This is a genomic window from Chloroflexota bacterium (assembly GCA_026710945.1).
Lineage (GTDB): Bacteria > Chloroflexota > UBA11872 > VXOZ01 > VXOZ01 > VXOZ01.
Map to the genome: position 1 here is coordinate 1 of JAPOQA010000031.1, position 23,846 is coordinate 23,846.

Sequence of the window (23,846 nt, forward strand, 5' to 3'; positions counted from 1 at the left end):
CCAAGTCGGCAAACGTCGGCTGCTCCATGACCTATCTCCCTTCCACGCACCCCTTTCTTGCTATGATACTATGCCCAAGACTTGCTCAGAGAGTTCCTAGAATCTCCCGCACTTTAGATTCTTCGTCGCGGAGTTTATCCTGAGCCTGCCGAAGGGCTCCTCAGAATGACAGATTGGGAACCGCGTTGGGCGCGAGTGCGTACGACGCTTCACACATCTGCACGATGTGAGTCCAATCCTACTCATCCCGCTGAAGCCTGCCATCGTCTTGCTTGGCACTCTTGCATACCCACGCCGACTGGAATCTGTCGACTTGACTGCCAAGAAGCACGCTGCGGAGGAGTGCATTACTTCTGCGCAGGCGCTTCAAAAGGCACTACTTCTACTTCCTCAATTCCCTCGTCTGCCGTAAAGCGCCAGATGCCAATGTGACCCCGCTGCAAATCCCCGTTTTCGTCCCAGTCCAGCGTCGTTGCCGCGCCATCATAGTCGATGTCCCCGCCTTCCGCCAACACCTGCAGCCCGGCGGCAATACTCTCCACTCCGGCAGTCACAACCACACCCGGCCCGCTGCCGATGGCGCGCAACCGGTCGCGAATGGCGGCGCCATCCACGCTGCCGGCAGCCTGAGCCGCGAACGCCAGGGCAATGGTGGCGTCGTACGTCTCCTTAACGTAACCATATTCTGTCGCCGCCCCATACTCGGCGGCGTATGCCTCCTCCCACGCCGCCTTGGAGACGCTCGCGGGGTCGGACGTGCCTGCCGTGCCGTACATGCCGCCGAGGTGTTCGCCGCCGATCTCCTCCACCACTCTGGGGCTCTTCAGGGAGTCGCCGAAAGTGAACTGGTCGTAGAGGCCATGCGCGATTGCCTCCCGGACGATGATTATGCCCTCATCCCCAAAGGTGATGACGACGAGCGCCTGCGCGCCCGCCCTGGCGGTCCGACGCAGCGCGGGGAGAAAAGAAGCCTGGTTAGGGTCAACCGCAACTACCGTGGCCTCCCCCTCCCAGGCGGCGGCAAAAGCAGCCGCCAACCCCTGCCCCCAGGCGTCATCGCGGTAGATGACACCAACGTTGGTGAAGCCGCGTTCCCGCGTGACGCGTGCCAGCACGGGGCCTTGGGCCGTATCGGAAAGAGCCACGCGGAAGAGAAAATCGTTGTCCACCACCGACGTCACGAGAGGAGAGGTGGCAGAGGGGCTGATGAACGGAATGCCCACCGGTCCGGCAACGCTCTCCGCCACCGGGAGCGTGTTCGCGCTGGTGCCGGGGCCGACTATCGCGTGGACGCCCTCAACCTCCACCAAGCACCGCGCCTCCTTAACCGCGACTTCCGGATCGAGGGTGGAATCCGCAATCGCCACCTCCACCGGGCGGCCAAACACCCCACCGGCGGCGTTTATGTGCTTGATGGCTAATTCGAAAGACCGTCGCCGTACCAAGTCCCGGTCGGACACTCCTTCCCCGAGGCTCATCAGCAATCCGATCTTCAAAGGAGTAACAGCCTCCGCGTCTGCCGCGGATGGTGTCTGGGTACGAAGTTCCACCCTGCCGCACGCTGCGGCCCCAAGAAGCAACAGCAAGCAGAGCGCCGCGTACTACATGCACAAATCGCCTCAGGAGTAACACCAGCCTTCCTCTCTGTTGATTACGGCAGCGATCGACACTGATCTCCACTTTCTCTTGAATCGTAGCGCGGGGGCTTCTCCCCCGCCAGAGCAAAGAGAAACAGGCACGCAAAGGATTGACCTTACAAGAACGCAGAGCCTGCCCCGTACTCGATACGGGGTTGCAAACGTGTCCTGAGCCTGTCGAAGGGCGTGTCCTGAGCACTGCGGCAGGCTCAGCACAGGCTCTGTCGAAGGGCCTGCGCTACCGGGAATGTGAGGCGCGGTGTCTTTCGCCATCATGCTTTAATGCGACAACATTAGGGCTTGTCTCCCGCCTCTTGGCCGTCAAGGACGAACACCTGCATCGGCAGACTGCCCGGGTCAATTACTGCCTCGCTGCCAAGCGGTTCACCGATGGACTGTCTGCTGCTCTTATGCGTGCTGCAATCTCAAGCTTCAAGCATACCTGGACAGCTTATGCCTTTCCGCCATCAGTATGTACCGTCAACGCCTCGCTCACCTCCCACAGCCGCCGCGCTGACTCCACGTCGTGCGAAATCGGCGACGACTCCACCGCTTCGCGTCGTTCGAAATAGCGTCCGCTTACATCGGCAACATCAGGAGAAGCAGCCAAATAGATTGCCGTGTCCGCTCCCTGGGCGGGAGTGAGCAGCAAGGGACGCGCCAGCTTGACCGCAAAACCGAGCAACGGCGGCAAGTGGCGGAAGAGAGCGGTCGAAACTACACCCGGATGGAGGCAGTTGGCGGTCACGCCGGTTCCCTCCAAACGCCGCGCCAATTCGTACGTGAAGTAGACGTTTGCGAGCTTCGATTGGCTGTACACGTCAAAAGGCACGTAGCGCTGCTCGTTCTGCAGATCGTCGAAGTTGAGCGAGACCCGCCGGTGCGCCCCGGAACTGACAGTTACAACCCGCGCCGGCGCGGTGGCCTTGAGGCGGTCGAGCAGAAGGTTGGTGAGCAAGAACGGCGCGAGGTGATTGACCGCGAAGACGAGCTCCAGGCCGTTCTCGGCTGTCTCACGCCGCTCCCAAGGTGTTACACCCGCGTTGTTGCCCGCCACGCCGAGCCGGTCACACTTCTCCTGAATGGCCGCGGCCGCCTCGCGCACCTGCTGTTGCGAACTGAAATCGGCCACAATCAGCGAAACGACATCGTTACCCGTTTGCGCCTTTATGTCTTCCTGCGCGGCAGTCCCGCGTCCCTCGTTCCGGCACACCAGCACCACCGTTGCCCCCATGCGCGCCAAAGCGAGGGCAGTCTCCTTGCCAATGCCGGAGTTTGCGCCGGTGACCGCACAGACTTTGCCCCGCATATCGACTTCGATGGGTGCAAGCTCAGTTCGGCGCGTGCGGCCAATGGCTCTGAGGCCCACGCCTAGGTTGGAAGCTGCGGCCCGTACTCTCGTTAACATTAGTGAACTTTCAAACTATCGTGCACATTCAATTGGCGACGGAAACAATCCGGCGTGTTGAATTGGCGGCTACTGGGATTCGAATGCTGTTTTCTGTCTCATAGAATGAGGATCGCATAGTCCGTCATTACGGCGAAGAGCCTGCCCCGTGCTTGATATGGGGCCGGAATCCCACTCCTCGGATTCACTGGACTCCGGCTTTGGCCGGAGAAACGTGGCGCCTAATGCCTTACGTCAATCTGCCAGTACTCAGTATGCGCGCCGGGTTGGTTCTGGTTGCGCATGTCGGCATCGGGCACGTGCACTGCATCCCGCACCGGCAGGTCGTCGTCATCCAGATACTTCCCGCCGCGGGCCCGTTGCCGGCGTACAAGCTCATCCCGCAGCTCTTCTTTCTTGGCGGCGGCGCTACGCTCGTAGGCAAGGTTCCGCGCTTCTTGCGGATCCGCCTCCAAGTCAAAGAGCAGCTCGGCGGGACCCTCGGGATAGTACATATACTTCCAACGGCCGTCCGTAAGCGCCAGATAGACACAGCCCAGGTGCAAGTCCTTGCCGGTGGGCCCCGGGCCGTTCATGCCTTCCAGGTACTTTCGCGGCGATTCATGCTCGCCCCGCGCCACGGCGACGAGATCTTGGCCGTCGGTGTCAGCCGGTGGTTCGCCTCCCGCCGCTTTTAGCAGCGTGGGCAGTATGTCGGCATGGGTGACCGGCGACGACACCTGCGTACCGTGGCAACGGTTGTCCCAGCTACTTGGCAGGCGCATAGCAAAGGGCACGTGCGCCGACGGCTCGTGAAAGTGGCTCTTGGCGCCCGCGCGGTGGTCGCCCAGAAACTCGCCGTGATCGGAAGTATAGACGATGAGTGACTCGTGATAGAGCGCCAGGTCTTCCAAGGCGCTGTAGACGCGCGCCATGTTGTAGTCAATCTGCGTAATCAAACCGTAGTACGCTGAGCGCGCCTCACGAATAACCTCCGGCGATAGAAGGTCGTACGTGCGGCGCTTCTGCTGCTTGGCAAAAGCCGGCGGGCACTCCTCTGTTTCCCGCCAGTCACCGATGACCGGATCGGGAACAGCCTCTTGGCGATACATCGAGTAGTAGGGTTCGGGTGGATCAAACGGCGGATGCGGCTTTGTAAAAGAACACCAGAGAAAGAATGGCACCGACGGATCGCGGCGAAAGTGTATGTAATTCATACATTGCTCGGCAATCCACGAGGTCAAGGTGAGCGCTTCCGGCACCGTGGCCATACCCGGGTAAAGCTCATTCTGGCCGAGGCCGTGCCGCATGGGCTGGAAGTCATTGCCCGAATGGCGCATCTCGCGGTAGTAGTCGTCGGGCAGGATCATCTCATCGAAACCGTGCCGCGCCCGCTCCGGCCCAAAGTGCATTTTGCCGATGGCGATCGTCTGATAGCCCAGTTCGCGCAGATACCACGGCAGCGTGCCTTCTCGACCCAGTATCTTCGAGGTGATGCCGTTGCCGCTCATGCCATGGGTAAACACCTGCTTGCCGGTCATGATGCCCATGCGCGAGGGCACGCAGACCGGATCATCCGAATAGCCGCTGGTGAACGTAATTCCTTCGTGGCGCAAGCGGTCGAAGTGCGGCGTGCGGAGAAAGGACGGACCCGCACCGCCGGAAGCATCATAGCGCTGCTGGTCGGTGGTGATGAGGAGGATGTTTGGTTGCGTTGCCGGCACGGCGACTTCTCCTTAGGGCCTGCCTACTGTCTTTCTAAGTGGTCTCTTCGACGCCAATGAGAACCGTTCGTGCTGAGTGCTGCGACAAGATCAGCACAGGCCTGTCGAAGCCTGAACGGTTTCAATTGCGAATCGCCGCTTCTGCACAAGAAACGTTCGCCCTGAGCCTGTCGAAGGGTGAACGTTTCTTGTCCAGACATCACCATGTAAACATACCCCTACACTTGCTGATACGCCTCGACCACGTTCTGCCATGCCAGAGCCGGATCGCCGCCCCAGTCGTAGAGCGTGCCGCCCGGCTCGCCGAGGAACGACCATACGGCGAGCATGTCCGCCCCCATCTCCGCCGCCGCCAGCAGGCTGCGCTTCACGTCGGGCTCTCTGTTCGGCGGAATCCAGATTGATTGCACCCAGATCTGGCAGGGCTTGTCGTATTTGTGAGACAAGTCAATGGCCTTCTGGGTGTTCTGAGTAAAGTACTCCCAGTCGCCGCCGTGGCGGTGGATCCAGTACGGGTCGGTGGAAAAGACGTCCACTTCGGGCACCGCGACAAAGGGCTCCCAATCGTCAACACCGTACCAGCCGGGACAGGAGGACGGGTGGTTTCCACTTTCGTCCAAGGGCATGAGACAAAGCACGTTCTCACCGCCGCCAACCTCCTTGCTGGCACGAATGAGTCTGGTCAGGAAGACCAGCAGGGAGTCTTGCCGAAACTGGCGCACATCGGCGTCGAGTTGAATTGGCATCGCCCGCCGGAAGCGCCGCGAAAAGCCTTCCTGGCAGGAGGAACAACGGCACGCCCACACGTTAGGAAAGTTGCTATCGCTGGAAAAGTGCGGCTCGTCCCAGAAGACACCGTCCGGCGCAAAGTGCGCGATGATCTCCCGCGCACGCTCCTCCATCCATGCGGCAAATTCCGGGTTGTTCGGACACGCCATGGCCTCGGCGGACCGGACGCCATTTGAGAAATACTGCGCGGCCGACGGGTTTTCCAGGAGATAGCGCGTCGACTGGATGTAGGAAGCAAACGCGCCAAAGCCGTGCCAGTTCAGATAGACCTTGAGACCCAACTCCCGTGCTTTCTCCACGATGCGTTCGCGGGCCGCCCGGAAGACGTACCAGTCGCTCTCGTTCAAGGTCATATTGATCGAGGTGCAGCCTGCGGCCTTGATCTCTTCCAGGTCTTGATCGTTGTGGTGCGGATACCACCCACCGGGATAGGCGACGTTCTTATCTACGACCATGTGCCGCTACTTTCCTTCTGTGCCAAATATAGTTCTCGTTGCGCGGGGAATGTACGTGTAGTTGGCTGTCAATCCGTCACTATCATGAAAACAGGCTATCATACCGTTCGCCCCCGTACCCGGTACGGGGCAGGCTCAGAGCCTGCCTGTCCTGAGCTTGTCGAAGGGTCGAAGAGTGAACGGCGGGAGGCGATTGACCGACTTCGCCACTCCTCTCTCCTTTCACGCTTCAACAAGCCTGTACTGGGCTTGCCGAAGTGCTCAGCACGAACGCGGGGGTTCAATTCTTATTCCCTTGAGCGGCCTGAGCAGGGCAGCGGTCACTCTCGCTTTCGCGGGAATCCATCTTATCCGCGTACCCTGGACTCCGGCTTCCGCCGGAGTGACGGATTCAGCTAGCGAATCTTGCCCCGCGCCCAGATCGGCCAGATGGCAACCACCTCGCCGTTGCGGTGCATTACGACTTCATCAAAGTTGTTCGTTGCGCCGCAGGCGTGATTAGGGATCACGGACACGCGTTCGCCGATCTCCGGCGTGCGTGCGCAGAGGCTTACGTCCACATGGCCGTGTTCCTCAGATTGCGCGAACATGCGGGCCTCCGGGTACTCGATGATGTGGCAGAACGTGCTGCGCGGATCGCCCACCTGCGGCATGTCGCTCGTAAAGGTCTTGGTGCCGCCGTCGAGAATGACGCGCTCCGGCGTCGGCTTGCTTACCACCGTGCAGATAAAGCGCTGAGCGCACTGTTCGTAGGTCATCACGCCGTTGCCAACAGTGTTGCGGTCGCCGTAGTTGAACGTCCCGACGCGCACCTCGGTTGCGTGAGGGATGCGATGCAGGTCGTGGAAGTCCACCGACCCGCCGCCGCTCACGATCTTAACCGGCATGCCATTGCGCTCGAAGTGCTCGCGCGCCGCGACTGTCTTATTTTGCTGCTCGGGCTTCGTGGACGGATACACCATCAGTCCGCGAAAGTGCACACCGGGCAGCTTATCGATGACTTTCGCGAGCGCCAGCGCGTCCTCTTGAGTCGGCACGCCCGTGCGCTCGAAATTGGGCATGGCAAGCTCGACAACGAGGTTTATGGGATGATTGGGATCGGCGTAGGCGGAAATGCCGCGGGCAGTGTATTCCGAATCGACGGTGAGAGTAATGTCCGTAAGCTGCGATACCGCCCGCAGGCGCTCGAGCTTCTGCGCGCCCATCACGTTGTAGCAAAGCATGATGTCGCCGGTGATGCCAGCCTCCACCATCACCTCGACCTCGCCCAGCTTCTGGCACGCAATGCCGGTGGCGCCGGCGTCGAGCTGCATCTTGGCGATGTAGGTGACTTTGTGGGTCTTGATGTGGGGGCGGTTATTCAGGCCGTGGGCGTCGCAGTACGCCTGCAGTTCATTGATGTTCGCCTGCAGCTTGTCCATGTCCACGACCATGGCCGGTGTATCGAGGTCATCGATCGTCAGGGGTTTGCCCCGGGTCGGAGCAGCCATTGCGCTCGTTGCTTGTGCCGCACTCGTCATGTTCGCCTCACCTTCCGACTTCGTTGACACGTAGTATGCATACGATACCATAGAAGCACTCATCTCTCCGTTCTAGCCGCAGCCGTTACAGAAGGGCAACAGTTGACTGCTCCTGCCTCACAATACGCTGACCTCGCGGGCAACATTCCCACTATTGCCACGCCTATGCGTGACGGCGCGGTCGACCATGACAGCTTACGGAGTCTGTTGGCGTACATTGACCCCTACGTTGACGGTTACCTTACCTGCGGCAGTGTGGGTGAAGGGGCGAGTTTGACACTGAAAGAACGCATCGACGTCATTGGGACCGTCGCTTCGTTTCGCGACACAACCGGCTCCAGGCGCACGTGGTTCTTTGGCACGTCGGGCACAGCACTCCCTGAGATTGAGCGCCTGGTGGCTGCCTGTGTGGACCACGGTGTGGACGCGCTGCTCACACCCCAGCCGTCATACTTTGCTACTTCGACGCCTATGCCGCAGCAATTCTTTGCCGCCGTCGCGGGCATGAGCGACCTGCCAGTCGTCATTTATGACAACCCGTACCCCACCAACTACTATCTTGGCACCGACGAAATCATCGAGTTGGCGGCCGCGAATGCCACCATCGTCGGCGTGAAAGTTACCGACCCCAACGTGCAGAAGGTGAGCGCGCTGAAGTCACGCAGCGACATGCTCGTTTACACCGGCGACGACTTCATCGCCTGGCGCATGCTCTGCCGTGGGGCCGACGGCGCCATGCTGGCCTATCCCATGATCCTGCCGGAGACGTTTGCCCGCATGTATCGCCTCCATCAAGAAGGCCGCCGCGAAGACGCGTTCACGGTCTGGTCGCGGGAGATCCTGCCCTTTGTCAACGAGTGCCTGCGTGATACCGATTACGTGCAGACCAGCAAGGCGGCGCTCAACCGCCTGGGCGTAATCGGCTCAGCCGAGATGCGCCTGCCGTTGACACCCTTGGATGCCACACGCTGGCAGGAGGTGGATGAGGCGCTTGCGTTCATTCCCGAAGCGCGGCTAAGAATTCAAGTGTAGCGGACTACGCACGATGAATTGGAGAACAAAGGCACCCCGGAGATGCCCACGTTGTACACGGGTCAAGTGAAACAGTCCGCACGAAAGCACTGGGCCGGTCGGAAGTACGTTCAGATCCGCCGGAACGGCTGACAGGTTGCAACCGTTCGTGCTGAGCCCGTCGAAGCATGAACGGTCGCTTCGCACCTGCCTAGCTGTTTGAATTCAGACAATTGAATGTGATGTGCCCATTCTTCGCACATCTCGCCCGCATGTGGCAAAGTGAACGGTATTGAAAGATTCGGGCCCAATAAGGAGACCGCTCATGGCCGATCCGGCGCAACAAATCGATGATTGGGTACACGCCCACCAAGACGAACTCGTTCAATTCTTGCAGCAGCTTGTGCAGATACCCTCGGAATCCCTTCCGCCCGAGGGGCACGAGGCCGCAGCCCAGGAATTCGTGGCACAGGCATTCGAAGATGCCGGAGCGGAAGTAGACGTCTTTGACCCCATTGACGTGCCCGGTCTCACCGAGCATCCCGTCTACCATCCGGTCTGGGGTGACATGCCGCGCAACTTGGAAAACCGCCCCTGCGTCGTCGGCGTTTTTCGCGGCTCCGGCGGCGGCAAGTCAATTCTTATGTCTAGCCATATTGACACGGTCGGTGCCGACGATCCCGCCCTTTGGACGGAAGCGGCACCATTCAGCGCAGACATTATTGACGGCAAAATGTACGGACGCGGCACTTATGATACGAAGGCCGGCATCGCCACCGCCCTCTTTGCTGTTCGCTGTTTGCGCGACCTCGGACTGCCGCTCAAGGGCGACGTCATTGTCGAAAGCGTCTCGGACGAGGAATTTGGCGGCTCCCATGGCACCCTGGCGTGTCGGCTCAAGGGCTACAACGCCGACATCGCCATCAATTGCGAGCCGACGAACATGCATATCGCGGCTGCCACCCGCGGCGGCGGGCAGTGGAAGATCACGGTCGCAGGCGAAGCCGGCATGGCGCTCGGCGGCGTGGAGCGCGTGAGTTCGTCGTACAAAATCGCCTGGGTCATCGAGGCGCTGCGGCAATATAACCTCAAGCGCAATCGCGATATTCCCACGCCGCCGCTCTACGCCCACGAACCGGGCCTGCCACTCTACGTCTCGCAAATCGGCGGCGGTGGTGACACATTTGCCGAAGACCAAGGCGCCGCGCCGCCCTCGTGCTACGCCAACATGTGGTGTGAGGTCTATCCCGGCACCACCGCGGAAGAGCATATGCATGAGATAAAGACGTTCGTGAACAGCTACTTGGACGGCATCGAGGGTTTCGACGGCGAGTATCCGGAGTACGAATTGGAATTGCGCTTCTTACCGGGCAGCGAGACCAGCACCGACCACCCCATCTTCGCGCACCTGGAAGACGCCTACCTATCGGCTGATCGGGAGTATCTTGTCCAAGGCGCGCCGTTTGCCTCCGACGGCTACGTCTTCAACCTGCACAGCCCGACGCCGGTCGTTACCGTCGGCGTCGGCGGCGACAACGCCCACGCACCCAACGAGTACATCTACGTGCAAGACCTTATCGACCTGACCCGCATCTTCGCGCGTACGATGCTTTCCTGGAGCGGCTAGGAGCAAATATCAGGCAAGGCTACCAGGCGGTGTCTCAAACTGAGCGTCCGTTCATCCTTCGACAAGCTCAGGACGAACGGATACGGGGACTTCCTTAAACGAAAACTCGGACTTTCCAAGTTGGAATACTATATCTTTCGTACGCAAGAAAAAGGATACTCTATCCTCCGTTCAAGAAGGGAAATTCTACCCTCCGTTCGTATCAATAGGGGATACTCTACTCTCCGTTCATGAAGGGATACTCTGTCCCCCGTTCATGTTAATGAAGGCTACTCTACCTTCCGTTCAAGAAGGGAAATTCTATCCTCCGAACGAATAAATAAGGGATCCTCTACCCTCCGTTCATGAAGGGATACTCTGTCCCCTGTTCATGTTTATAGGGGACACTTAATCCTCCGTTCATGAAGAGACAATCTATCTTCCGTTCATGATAATTGGGGATATTGTATCCCCCGTTCGTGGTGAGCTTGTCGAACCATGAACGGCGACTGGCCGGGGTCTTCTCACACATCCCCGAAGAGAGGTCTGGATATGCAGCAACCCCACATTCTTCTCATTACGTCAGATCAGCATCGCGGCGACTGCCTCGGCATCAACGGGCATCCGGTGGTCAGCGCGCCCAATCTCGACTACCTCGCCGCCTCCGGCACCAACTTCCAACACGCCTACGTGGAAGGGCCGTCCTGCATTGCCGCGCGCCGCACCATTCTCTCCGGCCAGAAGCCGGTGACCCATGGCATGGTGACGTATTGGGACGGCGTGCCGTGGGAAATCGATCACACACTGCCGGGTGAGTTGGGCAAAGCCGGCTACCAGACCCAGCTCGTCGGCAAGCTGCACATGCATCCGCCCCGCAAGCGCTATGGCTTCGACCACGTGCTCTGGGCCGATTCGCCGTGGGGCGAGAACGACTACACGAACTGGCTGCAGGAAAACGGCATTCAGTCCGTGTCGCCGGGCGTCGCCCACGGGCAAGACATGAACTCCTGGGTCGCTCGTCCTTCCCATCTGCCGGAAGAGATGGAGCACACCACCTGGTGCACCGACCAGGCCATGCGCTTCCTGGACCGGCGCGATCCCTCGGCGCCTTTCTTTCTCTATGTGTCGTATTTTGCGCCCCATCCGCCGCTCACGCCGCCGCAGTTCTACTACGATCGTTACCTGTCTCTACCCACGCCTGAGCCCGTCGTTGGCGATTGGGCGGACCAGTACGACGGTCCGGTGCCGGGGCTCGATCCCAATTCGCCCCGCGGCTCGTGGGATCCAGAGGCCATGCATCGCTGCCGCGCGGCGTACTATGGTTTGATCAACTTCCTTGACGACCAGGTTGCCCGCCTACTGCAGCACGTGCGCAAGCTCGGTCTCTTGCAGGACACGTTGATACTCTACACGTCCGACCACGGTGAGATGCTCGGCGACCACAATCTCTTCCGCAAGACGTTTGCCTACGAAGGCTCCGCCCGCATCCCCTTCTTCGTCAATGCACCAAGCTGGCTCGTGGGTGAAAGCGGCGCGGCTAGAGCAAATGTAGTAGGGCTGCAAGACGTTATGCCGACGTTGCTCGACGCGGCAGGGGCAGAAGTCCCCGAAACCGTTGACGGCGCCAGCCTGCTGCCCCTGATGCGCGGTGAAGATTCCACATGGCGCGACTACCTCCACGGCGAACACCTGGGCACCTACCGTCCGGAAGACGCCATGCAATACCTCACCGACGGCAAGGAGAAGTACATCTGGTACACGGTGACGGGCGAGGAGCAACTATTCAATTTGGTTGACGATCCGCAAGAGTGCCGCAATCTTGCCACCGATCCAAACTGTGAAGAGCGCCTGGTGCTCTGGCGCCAGCGCATGATGCAAGAGCTGTTGAGCCGCACCGAGGGCTATACCGACGGCAAGTCCCTCATCCCCGGCCGCCGCCCGAACGCATTCCAACCCGACGAATGACGGGTCAGGACTGGTCTATCCTTAAAGTGAGCCGCGCTCACGACGAGATCCGCCAAGTCCTGCCCATCATTGCCGTGCCACACATGCTTCGGGTCAAGGTTGCGGTCACGGCACTCATAGGCGACGAGAACGGGATTCTCTTCAATCCTGCATCAGCGGCTGGTGCTCGGCAGATTATTGCGGCTCTCCTCAGTGTGCGACAGAGCCTCAACAGTTTTCGCCATTGACTTTCGTGGCACGGGCCCTACTCCACGCTATCAACTGATTGAGAGCCATGCTGGGGCCTAGAGAAGCCGCTCGTCAACTTATCAATGTGCTCTGAAAGGTCGGGCGCTACTTGCTGCCAAAGAGGGTCTAGGATGAAGATAACGCCTTCTCGCCGGGCGAGTTTTGCCGCCGGCACAAAATCGCTATCACCGGAAACGAGGACAATGATGTTGGCCTGCTTCTTGAGCGTGATTGTAGCGATATCCAGGCCAATTCGCATATCAACGCCCTTTTGCCGGAGTTGATCGGTAAAATCAGAGTCTTCGAGGTCCGATGCTGCCAAATCGCCGCTTAGGAGGCGTTTCTGAGAATCCTGCTTCAACACCCACAACCCCTCGCTCGGCTTTCTCACTTGCCCCAATCTGAGGGCAACATTTGGCCGGCTGCGCAGCGCCTCGAAAAGCTCCCGGCGAAACACCGCCACATCCGATTTGGCATAGTCTATGGCTTGATTGCTTTTTGGTTTATGTGCCTTGGCACCATAGGGCAAGGCATCGTAGTAGAAGATTCGATAGAGTAGCCGGCGGGGATTTTGGGAGCCATAAACACTGCTTAGCTTTTCCAGATGGCTCTGCACCAACTGCTCAACCGCCTTCACTACTGCATCGGGATTTGACGTGTCGATGTCACGGCGAACCTGAGGCAGGCGCTTTAGGAAGAACCCGCCGTCAATAAGAACTGCCGTCCTGACTAAGCCGGACACCATTTACCTTTCAACATAGACAAAAGAAATAGCCCCAGGGGATCGGCCCTGCTCGCGATTACCGAATTATCCGGGAGCCGGGCGTACTGCCAAGGGGCGAATGTACATTGTAGGCTACCAGACACAGAGGTGCCTGTCAACCCCCTTGGCGGCCCACCTGTGTGCTGGCAAGCACGTCACGCCGGCTGCTGCCATGCCAATGTGCGTGAAACTATAGACACCACGTCATTCGTAACGTGTGGCACTTTCGCACATCCTGAATTAGACAGTCATTGTCTTTGAGATGTGCCCTAGAGTCCACATTGGGCGCTTCCAATGGAAGCACCCAATGTATGAACTACCAGTCGTACAGCGGATCTTAGCCAATCACACCCAGCCGCCTTAGCTCTACCTGTTCCTCATCGAGGATCTTGTTGCCAACAGCGACGGCGGTGGCAACGGCTTCATCCATGGTCACCTCGTTATCCACGGCCTTGTTGAGTTCGGCCGGGATGGCGCTGTTCCACTCCAGGGTGGAGTACGACTGCGGGTAGTCGAAGCCCCAGTCCATGGAGTCGAGGAATTTCTGCGCCAGTTCGGGGAACTCGTTATTGGCGGTCCAATTGCGAGAGCCCTTCCAACTGCCGGGCATGGTGAATTCGGCGGTGGAATTCTCGCCGGTGTCCGAGGTGGTGGCGTACTTGATGAACGCCCACGATTGGTCGGGTGTTGGCACTTGGTCACCGGCCGCAAACGATGAGCCGTGCACTACGTTCGCCTGGCGGGCGTTCCTGGGGAGATATTGCACACCCCAGTTGATGTGGTCCAACGGTGCCAGATGGCCGAATTCCCACGGGCCGCTGGCGCGGAACGTAAGCAAGCCGTTGTGGAACATATCCCGCTTGCCGCCGGCGTCGGAGGCCTCCGGCCGCGTGGGCGCGACGCCATGCTGGTGAATGAGACCATGCATGAAATTGAAGGCTGCCAGTCCCTCCGGCTGACCGAAGAGAAACTCTGTCTTGTCCTTGCTCAGAATCTCGCCGCCGTTCGCCAGAACGTAATTGTAGCCTTCGGTCTGGCCCCAAACTGAGACATATGTGCCCCAGCGCTCCGGCGTTTCGCCCTGGCGGATGGTGAGCTTTTGCGACATCTCCAGCCAGTCGTCGAACGTCCAGTCCTCCGCCGGCTCGTCCAGCCCCGCTTCACCCAGGTGCTCGCGGTTGTAGTACATGCCGATGGTGGCGTGGAAGTTGGGCAGACCCCAGACTTTGCCGAACAACGTGTATACGTTTACGAGATAGGCCGGGAAGGTTTCCAGCATGTCGATGCCGTCGGCCTTGACGTAGGGCGATAGATCATAAAGGATGTTGTTCGCCGCGTGGAACATGATGTTGGGGCCGTTCATGATCATCACGTCGAACGGCGTGCCCACGGCGGCTGATGTCTTAAGCTTCGGCCAATATTCCGCCCACGCCGTAATGTCGATGGAGAGGTCGATTTCTGCGCCGACCTCCTGACGATAGCCGTCAATACACCGCTGGTAGTCGCCGCCCTGCGCCTCCGTATAGCAGATGGCATTGAGCGTCACCGTCTCCGGCATGGCTTCCTTGGCTTCCGCCGCCGGTTTCTCAGCCATCTCCGCGTCCGGCTCGCCAGTCATTGTGGCCTGGCCGCACGCCGCGAGCAGCAGAGCGCCGCTCCCCCCAAGCATGCCGGCAAGTACGCCACGTCGAGAAATACTGCTCTGACGCATCGTTAACTCTCCTTCAGTTCGCTGCAAACGCGTCTACAATGTGGGAAGTATACTCCCAATAATTGTTCGATGCAACGCTTCAACATATCGGCTTTTCATCTTGACAGCTAGAATGGAGATGCAATTCGCGCTGCGAACTTTGCAGCCATGACAGAAAACCCAATCCGCACACAGTCATGTCGAAAACGAACCAAGCACGAGAAAGGCAGTTGCGCCGCAGCTTGACTGACTTTCTAACAAGCCGCTGCACCTCCGCATTTGCTATGCTGGGAGGAACCGGACGGGCAACTGATATCGGGTCTTGGCGGAAGATTCTTCACGTGACCGGAGGTGGCAATGGCATCGTTGATGACAGAGACGTGCGTAGTCTGTCGCACAGGCGCGCCGACGATGACTACAGAAGAAATCAAGGAGCTTAAGCCCCAGATTCCCGAGTGGAAGATTGTGGAGCGAGATGGCATATCTCAGTTGGAGCGGTTCTACGCCTTTCGGAATTTCACCCAGTCGCTCGCATTTACCAATGAGATCGCAGCCTTGGCGGAAGAGGTGGGGCATCATCCCGCCCTACTCACTGAGTGGGTGGGCGTCACAGTGTCGTGGTGGACGCACAAGATCAAGGGCCTGCACCGCAACGACTTCATCATGGCAGCCAAGACCGACGCGCTGTATCAGGGTTGATTTACCTCTCGATTGAGTCTCACCGGTTGCGCGCGATTCCAATGCTCCGCGGGAGGGACGACTCAACTTGCCGCCCAATGAGCCAGTTAAATTCGGGTTCTAGTGAAGGAGCCGCTCTCCGTTCATACTTCGACAAGCTCAGTACGAACGGAGAGCGGCTTGACTGCTCTATCTGATCCAACTCCGCCGTTCGCCCTCCAACAAGCTCAGAGCCTGCCCCGTACCCGATTCAGCGTATCGTTCAATACAGCCTATCGCTCAGTCCAGCGTATCGTACGATTTGGGGGGCGAACAGGCATTCGTTGTGCAACCTAAGAGCGTTTCCTCGCTTCTAATCTTCCACGTCGTTCCGGCGCAAAAGCACGGGGCTAAGCACGGTATAAAGCACAAACGCCACGACAAACGACGGCAGCGAGCCGCCGTAGCCGGTGAACGCGGCCGGCACAAGATCCTGAACTTGCGAAACGAAGGAGCCCATGATCTCGAAGGCACTTAGCAAGTTCGTGTTGACCGTGTGGTAGACGATGACACCGGCCGCCCAGCAGAGCAGTGCGAGCCAGTTCACGCCGCCCAAGTACCAGTACGCGCCCTCACGATTTTGGAGTTCGGCGGAGTCGTACTCCTGCCGCCGCACGACGAAGTAGTCCGCCGCCATCACGCCAAAGAGCGAAATGAATACCGAGCCGATGAGCAACATGAAGATCTCGTACGTCACCATATTCAGGAACGATGCCAGTATGAGGCCGATCACGGCCACGATGACGACAAAGACCCGTTGCGGGATGCGCGAGAAGACGTTCTGGGCGGTAACGGCCGCCGAATAGATGTCGGCGAAGGCCTGATCTGTTTCCACTGCCAGGGTCGCCAGCAGCGCCAGCCAGCCGGCGGTGAAGACGATGATCGCGCCCGCAATAGCCACCGCCGGATTGCTCAGATCACCGAGCGTCACCGTAGCTACAAGCAGCACGCCGAGTCCGTAGAACCACGTATTCGCCAAGAGGTATCCCAGTCCGGTACCGGCAAACGCGCCTCTGTCGCTGCGCCCGAAGCGGCTGTAGTCCGCGACAAGCGGAATCCAGGAGATGGGCATAGCAATGACGAGATCGACGCCGACCCAGAAGGGCGCGCCGTCCGTGCTCGTTTGGGAGAGAACATCGCCAAGGTTGAAACTGCTCACAATCGAATACGTTAGCCAGAGCGACGCCGCCGTCATGACCCAAATGCCAAACTTCTCCATCCACTGGCGCACGACAACTATCGGACCGCCCAGGGCAAACGACGTGCAGATAACGGCAAAGATCACAAGCCACAACAGATACGCGTCGAAATCGAATATGGTCTTGGCGACGTGATTGGCTGCCCACGACATGGCCCACAACTCGAATGCCGTCCATCCCACGAGTTGCAGGAAATTGAAAGCGCTCGGCACGTAAGACCCTCGTATTCCCAGAACGGGACGCAGCAACACCATGGTGGGCACATGCACGCGAGCACCAGCGTAGGCCATGAGCGACAGCAAGAAGACGCCGATGATGCTGCCAACGATCACGGCCAGCAGCGCCTGCCGGGGAGCCATGCCCAAACCGTGGTCTTCCGCAGGCAGCACCAGCAAGGCGCCGGTAAGGATGACGAGCAGGCCGATCCCCAGGTTGAACCAGAGCACGAAATGTTGCCGAAACGACATGCGGCGCTCTGACGGCGGTACGGGGTCAACTCCCCACTCCGGCGGGATCTCGACTCTGGGCAGAACCTTGGATAGTGATCCGAGCATCGGTGCATACCTCCTTCTGGAATCCGGCTTGCGCCGGAATTACGGATTTTAGATGCCTGGAGCCTCCAGGCCAACCGTTAACGAAAACAGGCGTGCTGCGGATTCAGCACGCCCAAAAGGTAAGGCTTAGCAGTGCATTCCCTCCGCAGGTATTACCCTGATCAGGTTCAAGGGTATGAGGACGTAAACGCGTCTCTCTTCTCAGCCCGGACTCTCGGGCACCCCTATCACGCCACTCTTCACTTGTCCGACGTCGTTCACTCTATCACCATCGTGTCAAACGCGCAAGGTCTCGTGCTCGTCAAGATACGGCGCGAGCACACAGCGAAAGAGACGCAAGGCCTCAATTGCAAACTGTCGCTGATTTGCCGTGCGACCGGAATCCGCAAGTCTATGTGTCGTTGTCCATGTCGACTCCTGCCCAGAATAGATGGTTGCCGTAACATTGGAACTCTTCCCCAGTCCATGCGCGAGTCTTGCTTCACCGCAAAGCTCTTCAGTAGCGCGGGGGCTTGTCCCCCGCTCCTGAGCCAAGTCTCCTGCAACTTCCGGTCCGGCGACGGCTAGGCACACCGTTCCCGCGGGCTTGGCCGAGCGACGCCCGGTCTGAGGGCCGGCAATGCCACTCTCCGCCAGCGTCCACTGGCACGCAAAGGTGCGGCGCATGTACTGTGCCAGCGCCCCTACGTACTCCTCGCTAACGACCCCGAATTCTCTGGCAACATCGCGCATACCCTCTGCCAACGGTGCTTCACTGCCCGCGTACAGAACAATTCCACCCAGGAACCACTCAGCACACGCGGGATTCCCATGAATCAATGTTGCCAACACGCCGCCTGCTGAAGTTTCGCCCACAGACAGCGTTTCGTTTCGCTTGGCAAGCGCTGCTCCGACATCTTCGATCAGCCGCTGCAGATCGAGGCTGCCGCACAGTCGTGGTCCTTTACGGCCTTCGTTGGGTACCATTCGAAATTACCGGGATGCATGCCGTAGGCTATTGGGCAAGGGTGCGTTCATCCCCATCACGCTGGGTCACGCTATCGCGGTCCATCTGTTCCAACAACGGCAGCACGAATTTGCGGCTGGTGCCAAAGGCGTCACGCACCTGGGCCACCGTTACCCGATCCTCCCGCGCCAAGAGTTCCCGCACTTTCTCCACTGCCTGTTCGTACGCCCGGCGCGAGTAGATAAGCTCATGGTCTAATTGGATCACTCGGCCCTGTTCCACGAGGAAACTTAGGAAGTCATCGTCCACCGCGAGCTTCTCGCGGATCATACCTAGGCTTGGCGGCGCCAACGGGTCTCGCTCCAGTAGATCGAGTAGAGCTACTGCAACCTCTTCTTGGGCAGGACTCAAGGCAACGTTCGTGCCGAATAGCTGGAGTGAGCCCAGGCTTTCTGCGATCACTTCATCGGCACAGAGTCGCTGCACCATCTCGCTGAAGACCCGGCTCTCCAAGCCAAGACTGCGCCGCACCTCCTCCTTGCCCTGTCCGTAGCGCAAGGGATAGCGCGCGTGGAACTGCTCGAGCAGAGAGGTTACGCGATCCGAAATGTCAGACCAGCCTGCAGCGGAATACAGAGTACGCCCGAGGTCTATCACCTGTTCCGCTCCCAGGAGCCTTGCCATGACTTCCTCTACCTCCGAGACGGCAAGCGGAAGTACGCCAGTGATCTCCTTCTGCGTGCAGGGCTCCCGCTGCCGGATGGCTTGGAGCACCACGTCCTCCGGCGAGCCTTGCTCCAATGTTTCCAGCGCTGTAACTACGTTTTCTGCAAAGCGTTTGTGCCGAGGCGGATAGGGGTCCAGCACCTCGCCTCCGCCAAGGGTGCACGCCGGGCTAAGCTGACGGACTATGAAGAGGTCGCCCTTGATGAGACTTACAGGTTTTACGAGCAGCAGTTGTACCAGCCCACTCTCACCGGGGGTGATCGCTTCCCGGTCGAGAGTCCGCACCCGGGCGAGCGTCTCCATCGTCCCGCTATGAATAGTCACGACGGTCCCGTGCTCAAGCGGACGCGGCGCCGAGGGCAACAGGCGGATGCGGACGTCGGCAAAGCGCGTCGCAGAGAGCGTATCCGGCAATGTGAGCACTTGCCCGCGATACACATTCTCGACGTCGATCCCGCCAATGTTGACGGCAACGCGATTGCCGGGCAAGGCGGTCTCGATCTTGTGCTTGTGACTCTGCAAGCCACGTATGCGGCCGCTCATGCCGCCAGGCACGAATTGCGCCTCTGCGCCGACGTTTAGTTGACCGTCAAGCAGCGTTCCGGTGACGATCGTGCCAAAGCCGGTGAGCGAAAAGGCCCGATCGATTGGCAGGCGTGGGCGCCCCACGTCCCGTTTCGCCTCGGTACCCGCGAGCAATTCGCCGAGAGCCGCACGCAAATCGTCGAGACCCGCGCCGGTGAGTGCAGAGACTCGCACGAGCGGACTTTGGGCAAGCACAGTCTCCGCTACCGTTTCGCGCACGTCTTCTTCTACGAGCCGCAGCCACTCTTCATCCTCCACGAGGTCGCACCGCGTCAACACGAGGATTCCCGCGGGAATTCGCAACAAATCCAAAATATCCAGGTGCTCGCGCGTCTGCGGCATGACCCCCTCATCAGCCGCAATCACCAGCAACGCCGCGTCGATTCCACCGACTCCCGCCAGCATGTTCTTGACAAACCGTTCGTGGCCGGGGACATCGACGATTGATATCTCCTTGCCGTTGGGCAAGGTAAGCCACGCAAAGCCCAGATCGATGGTCAACCCACGCTCTTTCTCTTCGCGCAGCCGGTCCGGGTCGATGCCGGTAAGCGCCTGAATTAGCGTAGACTTGCCGTGGTCCACGTGACCCGCGGTGCCTATGGTGTACATGCTGTGAGCTCTATGTAACTAAGGTGTCGTAGATCACACACGACCGCATTCTTGCCATCCAATATATCTTGGTCCGCCGTACTCGCCTAAACGATCGAGGCGTGTACGGCGGCAAGCAAGCGCCGACCGCTTGCCGCCATGCCGCTGACCCTAAAACTATCACACTGCCAATTGCTGGAGTGCCCATTTCACTCCCCCAACGAAGTCTTCTCGTCTCAGAGCCCTTTGCGTTGCCATTTAGCGAAGCAATAGAGCACCTTCTCCCAGACAAGGCCACTGCAATTCACTGACCATCGTTGGAGATTAGGCTAGTTCAGCAGGAATCCCCCTCACCCCAACCCTCTCCCCAGGGAGAGGAAGCAAGTCCGGCACCGCTGATTAGATTTCTTGCAGAGGTCTCCACTTTTAGCAGGTCAGGGCCCGCCACGTACGCGATAGAATAGTCACGCTAGGTGGACTTTGCGACCTTGAACACGCTGGCTTTCTTTCCCGATACGAGCACATCGTAGCGTTCTACCACGGTCAGCGCTCCCTTCAAGTCTTGTAGAGAATCCTCAAAGAGTTGCGGTCTCCCCGCGAGCAGCACCAGGAGACCGTTCCGGCGCAAGACTCTGTGAAACTCGCGCAGCATTTCGCGCTGAAACCGCTCGGGATCTGGGCTCTGTTGCTGATAGAAGCCCCACGGCGGGTCGGTGATGATCTTGTCAACAGAATCCGGCGCGAACGTGCGCAAGTCCCGGGCATCCCATCGACCAATCACAAACTTCTGCTGCTTCCGGCGCTGTACCCAGCGAAGCTGCCGCACCTTCGAACGCAGACTCTTTACGTGCTTGGAGTCTGCGTCTCCGGCCAGAACGGTCTGATACGGGAATGCGAATGCGCGTTCCAGCGGGATGGCTCCCGAACCGCAAAATGGGTCAAGCACGATGTCATCTTTCGCAGGTTCCGAGACCAAGCAGAGGAGGTGGCAGAGCTCAGGCCGCAACTCCCCGCGCGCCAAGGCTTTTTCATAGGCTCTGTGGCGGGTAATGCGCACGCCTACGCAGCCAAAACCCTCCCGCCGGGACAGCAGCCAAAATTCGATATCCGGATTGCTGTGATCGGGTCTGAGCCGCTTTTCACAAGAAAGGAGCCGCTCTAAGTCCGCGCGTGTACGCTGCGGGATTGAAACAAACTGATTGCCGTGGGAAGCAACAAAGCGGTATGTCAGACTCTTTCGCGGGAGATGTGGTGCAATGCGGTCCAGCAATTGCCCATCCGCCAGCACGGCTCGGCTCATGCTCCCAATCGGATTGTGCCCCAATCCATCGAATGAAAAGACACAAACAAAACTATTGTTGCAGAAACGCAGCGACTGTACGTCAGCAATATCGGACAAAGAGCGGTATACCGCAAGTCCGTCGAGAAGAAGGTCCAGTTGAACATGCGCCAGCGACCGCTTCAGCGCGTCTGCGACAACCTCTCCCAAACCGGGAATGAATGTGGAAACGTATGTGGTCATGAACGTACACTAGCAAGAATCTGTGCCGAGACGCATTAAGCGAGCGCCAAAGTCCTCGTTTGCGCTAATCGTCTCGCGGAGCCTCGCGGCTACACGAATGCTCAAACTCTTCCTTGCAGGGACCTCAGTTCATCGCAGAGATCCTGCGCAACGCGAGGGACCTTAGCTCAACGCAAGGACACTTGTGCAACGTGATTCGGCAACCAAGACTTCCCCCTCCCCTGTCAAGGAGACCTTTGCGTAACTCCGTCATTCCGGCGAAAGCCGGAGTCCAGCGCGCCTTTACAGCTAGAGATTGCATGATGTCAAGTCATTTCACCCCCATCCCAACCTTCCCCCTCATGGGTGAAGGGTTATGCAAAGGTCTCCGGTAGGAGAGGGTGAGAGCCAGCCCCGAACTCGATACAGCGTATCGACACGAAACGGGAGTGAGAGAGAAATCCCACGTGGGCAAAGGCCAATGCCTAATCGCCCAAATAAGAAAGCCCCGCTCCTCAGGAGCAGGACTTCACCTTCCAACCTGTTCAGGTGTCCGTCACGTACTACACGGCCGGGCCTCACCGGCGCTCTCCGCCGTATCAAACGACTGGCCGCACGAGCACGACTGCTCGGCATTGGGATTGAGAATAGTAAACCCGCCGCCAATCAAGGCATTGCTAAAGTCGATTTCCGATCCGCTGAGGTACATCAGGCTGAAAGGGTCCACAAAGACGCGCACGCCCTCGTCCTCAACCACCTCGTCACCGTCGTCCGGGCGCTCCTCCATGGACATGCCATACTGAAACCCGGAACACCCGCCCGGCGACACAAACACCCGCAGCCCCGCTTCCGGATTCCCTTGCTCCGTCAGCAGGCCCTTCAAATGCTCAACAGCCGTCGGCGTTACAGAAAGCATCGCAATCCATCCTACCGGTTCAGCGCAACGTAAACTATCTAACTAATTCATACCTCTACCGCAATCCTACTGTTTCCAAACCTAGTAGTCAAGCGAAAAGCCCAACAGCACGTCTTGATCTAGGTCACAAGAGTCTTACCCGCTGGCCAAGACCCCTTACTTCTGCTCCGTTGCACGAATATGGGCTGCTATACTGGATTTAGAGTGAGAGATCGAGGGTCTGTTGAGCAGATAGGCGGGGAGTCTAGACAATGGAACTGGGCCAACTATTCAAGAATTTCAATCTGGAAAGTATTAGCTTGTCCGCTGCGGCGATAAGCGCAGAGGTTTCCTTCCAAGAGACGGACAAAGACGCCGCCTGGGAACTCTACATTGAAATGCTGACCAGGATCATCACGCAGCCTCTGCCGGCGGAAGCAGGAGACGAAAAGACCGCCCTGGACAGCGTGTACTCGCTCTTCCCAACTACCCGCGAGATATTGCGCAGGCATGGTCGCAAGACAATCACATTCAGTAAAGTCGCTATACCGGTTCTGAATCAGATAGTTCGGCCCTTCACCGCCAAATGGCATGGAGAATCCTTGGCCGGCGCTTTCGAGGACGAGCCAAAGCGGCTGGAGTTTCGCAAGGAACTCTCAGCCTTGCAGGTAGAACTACGCAACTACAACCGCCTGCTGGCAGAAATCGCCGGTGTAGAAGACTTGACGAACCTTGAACAGACAGAAGGGAGATAGCTTTGTATCAATCTCAAACTCCGCGTCACAGGACATTCATCAGTTTCCACCATGAGGATCAGGAGTACAAGGATTATTTCGTTCAGATGCTAGGTGATGACATTGTAGATGAGTCTGTCAGCGACGGAGACATAGATGATGATAATCTTTCCACGGACAGAATACGCCAAATAGTTAGGGATGATTTCATTCGAGATGCAACCGTGACCGTCGTGCTAATTGGTCCCTGCACGTGGCAGCGCAAGCATGTGGACTGGGAGATTGGTTCTAGCTTGAGGTCTACGAAACGGAATTCCCGATGCGGACTCTTGGGCATCCTGCTCCCAAATCACTGGGACCGCCTTACAGGAAAATACAACCCTAACTTGATACCGCCACGATTGGCGGACAACTGCATTGTCGACGATCCGTACGCTCTAATCTATGATTGGTCGAAAAACTCGACTAGGGTTCGAAAGTGGATCCATAGAGCCTTTGAGCGCAGGAGCGGCACACCGCCAGATAACAGTCGACCGCAGTTCAAGAACAACAGAAGTGGTGACTGCTACGACGGATGGACAAGCTAGAGCGACGCGTCCCGGCAAGCGACAATGGCACAGTGTGTC

The 23,846-nt window shown here is 58.7% G+C and carries 18 protein-coding genes and 1 riboswitch; of the genes, 6 read left to right on the forward strand and 12 right to left on the reverse strand.

The window, feature by feature from the left end:
* Positions 1-347: 347 nt before the first annotated feature.
* From OXE05_06190 to OXE05_06210, 5 genes are all read right to left on the reverse strand, one after another.
* The gene (locus OXE05_06190; protein ID MCY4436908.1) at positions 348-1,550 is read right to left on the reverse strand and encodes an ABC transporter substrate-binding protein; all 1,203 of its coding nucleotides are present in this window, start codon (positions 1,548-1,550) and stop codon (positions 348-350) included.
* 538 nt (positions 1,551-2,088) lie between these two features.
* Positions 2,089-3,045, reverse strand: coding sequence for an SDR family oxidoreductase (locus tag OXE05_06195; protein ID MCY4436909.1), 957 nt, complete (start codon positions 3,043-3,045; stop codon positions 2,089-2,091).
* A gap of 221 nt (positions 3,046-3,266) precedes the next feature.
* Positions 3,267-4,748: a sulfatase-like hydrolase/transferase gene (locus tag OXE05_06200; protein MCY4436910.1), complete on the reverse strand. Its 1,482-nt coding sequence runs from the start codon at positions 4,746-4,748 to the stop codon at positions 3,267-3,269.
* 218 nt (positions 4,749-4,966) lie between these two features.
* Complete coding sequence (locus OXE05_06205; protein MCY4436911.1) at positions 4,967-5,992, reverse strand: hypothetical protein; 1,026 nt, start codon at positions 5,990-5,992, stop codon at positions 4,967-4,969.
* A gap of 395 nt (positions 5,993-6,387) precedes the next feature.
* Positions 6,388-7,563: an alanine racemase gene (locus tag OXE05_06210; GenBank protein MCY4436912.1), complete on the reverse strand. Its 1,176-nt coding sequence runs from the start codon at positions 7,561-7,563 to the stop codon at positions 6,388-6,390.
* A 51-nt stretch (positions 7,564-7,614) separates the two neighbouring features.
* On the opposite strand from OXE05_06210, the gene OXE05_06215 reads away from it, so the two are divergent.
* The 3 genes from OXE05_06215 (at position 7,615) to OXE05_06225 (ending at position 12,094) form a co-directional block, all read left to right on the forward strand.
* Positions 7,615-8,544 (forward strand): dihydrodipicolinate synthase family protein, encoded by a 930-nt coding sequence (locus tag OXE05_06215; GenBank protein MCY4436913.1) that lies wholly within the window; start codon positions 7,615-7,617, stop codon positions 8,542-8,544.
* 304 nt (positions 8,545-8,848) lie between these two features.
* On the forward strand, positions 8,849-10,150 hold the full coding sequence (locus OXE05_06220; GenBank protein MCY4436914.1) for a M20/M25/M40 family metallo-hydrolase: 1,302 nt from the start codon (positions 8,849-8,851) through the stop codon (positions 10,148-10,150).
* Positions 10,151-10,681: 531 nt separating this feature from the next.
* Positions 10,682-12,094, forward strand: coding sequence for an arylsulfatase (locus OXE05_06225; GenBank protein ID MCY4436915.1), 1,413 nt, complete (start codon positions 10,682-10,684; stop codon positions 12,092-12,094).
* Positions 12,095-12,338: 244 nt separating this feature from the next.
* On the opposite strand, the gene OXE05_06230 is transcribed toward OXE05_06225, so the two are convergent.
* Positions 12,339-13,067, reverse strand: coding sequence for an NYN domain-containing protein (locus tag OXE05_06230; protein MCY4436916.1), 729 nt, complete (start codon positions 13,065-13,067; stop codon positions 12,339-12,341).
* A 355-nt stretch (positions 13,068-13,422) separates the two neighbouring features.
* Positions 13,423-14,796, reverse strand: a complete 1,374-nt coding sequence (locus OXE05_06235) for a sugar ABC transporter substrate-binding protein (protein ID MCY4436917.1) — start codon at positions 14,794-14,796, stop codon at positions 13,423-13,425.
* A 336-nt stretch (positions 14,797-15,132) separates the two neighbouring features.
* Between OXE05_06235 and OXE05_06240 the strand changes: the two genes are divergently transcribed.
* Positions 15,133-15,474 (forward strand): 4a-hydroxytetrahydrobiopterin dehydratase, encoded by a 342-nt coding sequence (locus OXE05_06240; protein ID MCY4436918.1) that lies wholly within the window; start codon positions 15,133-15,135, stop codon positions 15,472-15,474.
* Between the two features lie 331 nt (positions 15,475-15,805).
* On the opposite strand, the gene OXE05_06245 is transcribed toward OXE05_06240, so the two are convergent.
* The 5 genes from OXE05_06245 to erpA all read right to left on the reverse strand — a co-directional run bounded on the left by OXE05_06245 (position 15,806) and on the right by erpA (position 22,507).
* Positions 15,806-17,245, reverse strand: a complete 1,440-nt coding sequence (locus tag OXE05_06245) for a cytosine permease (protein ID MCY4436919.1) — start codon at positions 17,243-17,245, stop codon at positions 15,806-15,808.
* 120 nt (positions 17,246-17,365) lie between these two features.
* A riboswitch (TPP riboswitch) is annotated at positions 17,366-17,481 on the reverse strand.
* Between the two features lie 40 nt (positions 17,482-17,521).
* Entirely contained in the window at positions 17,522-18,211 is a 690-nt protein-coding gene (locus tag OXE05_06250) for a CinA family protein (GenBank protein MCY4436920.1), read from the reverse strand.
* Between the two features lie 28 nt (positions 18,212-18,239).
* Positions 18,240-20,111 (reverse strand): selenocysteine-specific translation elongation factor, encoded by a 1,872-nt coding sequence (gene selB / locus OXE05_06255; GenBank protein MCY4436921.1) that lies wholly within the window; start codon positions 20,109-20,111, stop codon positions 18,240-18,242.
* Between the two features lie 448 nt (positions 20,112-20,559).
* Complete coding sequence (locus tag OXE05_06260) at positions 20,560-21,612, reverse strand: methyltransferase (GenBank protein ID MCY4436922.1); 1,053 nt, start codon at positions 21,610-21,612, stop codon at positions 20,560-20,562.
* Positions 21,613-22,147: 535 nt separating this feature from the next.
* Positions 22,148-22,507: an iron-sulfur cluster insertion protein ErpA gene (gene erpA / locus OXE05_06265; GenBank protein MCY4436923.1), complete on the reverse strand. Its 360-nt coding sequence runs from the start codon at positions 22,505-22,507 to the stop codon at positions 22,148-22,150.
* A gap of 251 nt (positions 22,508-22,758) precedes the next feature.
* Between erpA and OXE05_06270 the strand changes: the two genes are divergently transcribed.
* Together OXE05_06270 and OXE05_06275 are read left to right on the forward strand one after the other, a co-directional pair.
* On the forward strand, positions 22,759-23,241 hold the full coding sequence (locus tag OXE05_06270; protein MCY4436924.1) for a hypothetical protein: 483 nt from the start codon (positions 22,759-22,761) through the stop codon (positions 23,239-23,241).
* Between the two features lie 2 nt (positions 23,242-23,243).
* Positions 23,244-23,807, forward strand: a complete 564-nt coding sequence (locus tag OXE05_06275; GenBank protein ID MCY4436925.1) for a TIR domain-containing protein — start codon at positions 23,244-23,246, stop codon at positions 23,805-23,807.
* The last annotated feature ends 39 nt before the right edge of the window (positions 23,808-23,846 follow it).

Bases quoted from the DNA above. Each gene is read 5' to 3' on its own strand.
- OXE05_06195 (MCY4436909.1), bottom strand. From the start codon at position 3,045: ATGTTAACGAGAGTACGGGCCGCAGCTTCCAACCTAGGCGTGGGCCTC.
- OXE05_06205 (MCY4436911.1), bottom strand. From the start codon at position 5,992: ATGGTCGTAGATAAGAACGTCGCCTATCCCGGTGGGTGGTATCCGCAC.
- OXE05_06210 (MCY4436912.1), bottom strand. From the start codon at position 7,563: ATGGTATCGTATGCATACTACGTGTCAACGAAGTCGGAAGGTGAGGCG.
- OXE05_06220 (MCY4436914.1), top strand. From the start codon at position 8,849: ATGGCCGATCCGGCGCAACAAATCGATGATTGGGTACACGCCCACCAA.
- OXE05_06225 (MCY4436915.1), top strand. From the start codon at position 10,682: ATGCAGCAACCCCACATTCTTCTCATTACGTCAGATCAGCATCGCGGC.
- OXE05_06230 (MCY4436916.1), bottom strand. From the start codon at position 13,067: ATGGTGTCCGGCTTAGTCAGGACGGCAGTTCTTATTGACGGCGGGTTC.
- OXE05_06235 (MCY4436917.1), bottom strand. From the start codon at position 14,796: ATGCGTCAGAGCAGTATTTCTCGACGTGGCGTACTTGCCGGCATGCTT.
- OXE05_06240 (MCY4436918.1), top strand. From the start codon at position 15,133: ATGGCATCGTTGATGACAGAGACGTGCGTAGTCTGTCGCACAGGCGCG.
- OXE05_06245 (MCY4436919.1), bottom strand. From the start codon at position 17,245: ATGCTCGGATCACTATCCAAGGTTCTGCCCAGAGTCGAGATCCCGCCG.
- OXE05_06250 (MCY4436920.1), bottom strand. From the start codon at position 18,211: ATGGTACCCAACGAAGGCCGTAAAGGACCACGACTGTGCGGCAGCCTC.
- selB (MCY4436921.1), bottom strand. From the start codon at position 20,111: ATGTACACCATAGGCACCGCGGGTCACGTGGACCACGGCAAGTCTACG.
- OXE05_06260 (MCY4436922.1), bottom strand. From the start codon at position 21,612: ATGACCACATACGTTTCCACATTCATTCCCGGTTTGGGAGAGGTTGTC.
- erpA (MCY4436923.1), bottom strand. From the start codon at position 22,507: ATGCTTTCTGTAACGCCGACGGCTGTTGAGCATTTGAAGGGCCTGCTG.
- OXE05_06270 (MCY4436924.1), top strand. From the start codon at position 22,759: ATGGAACTGGGCCAACTATTCAAGAATTTCAATCTGGAAAGTATTAGC.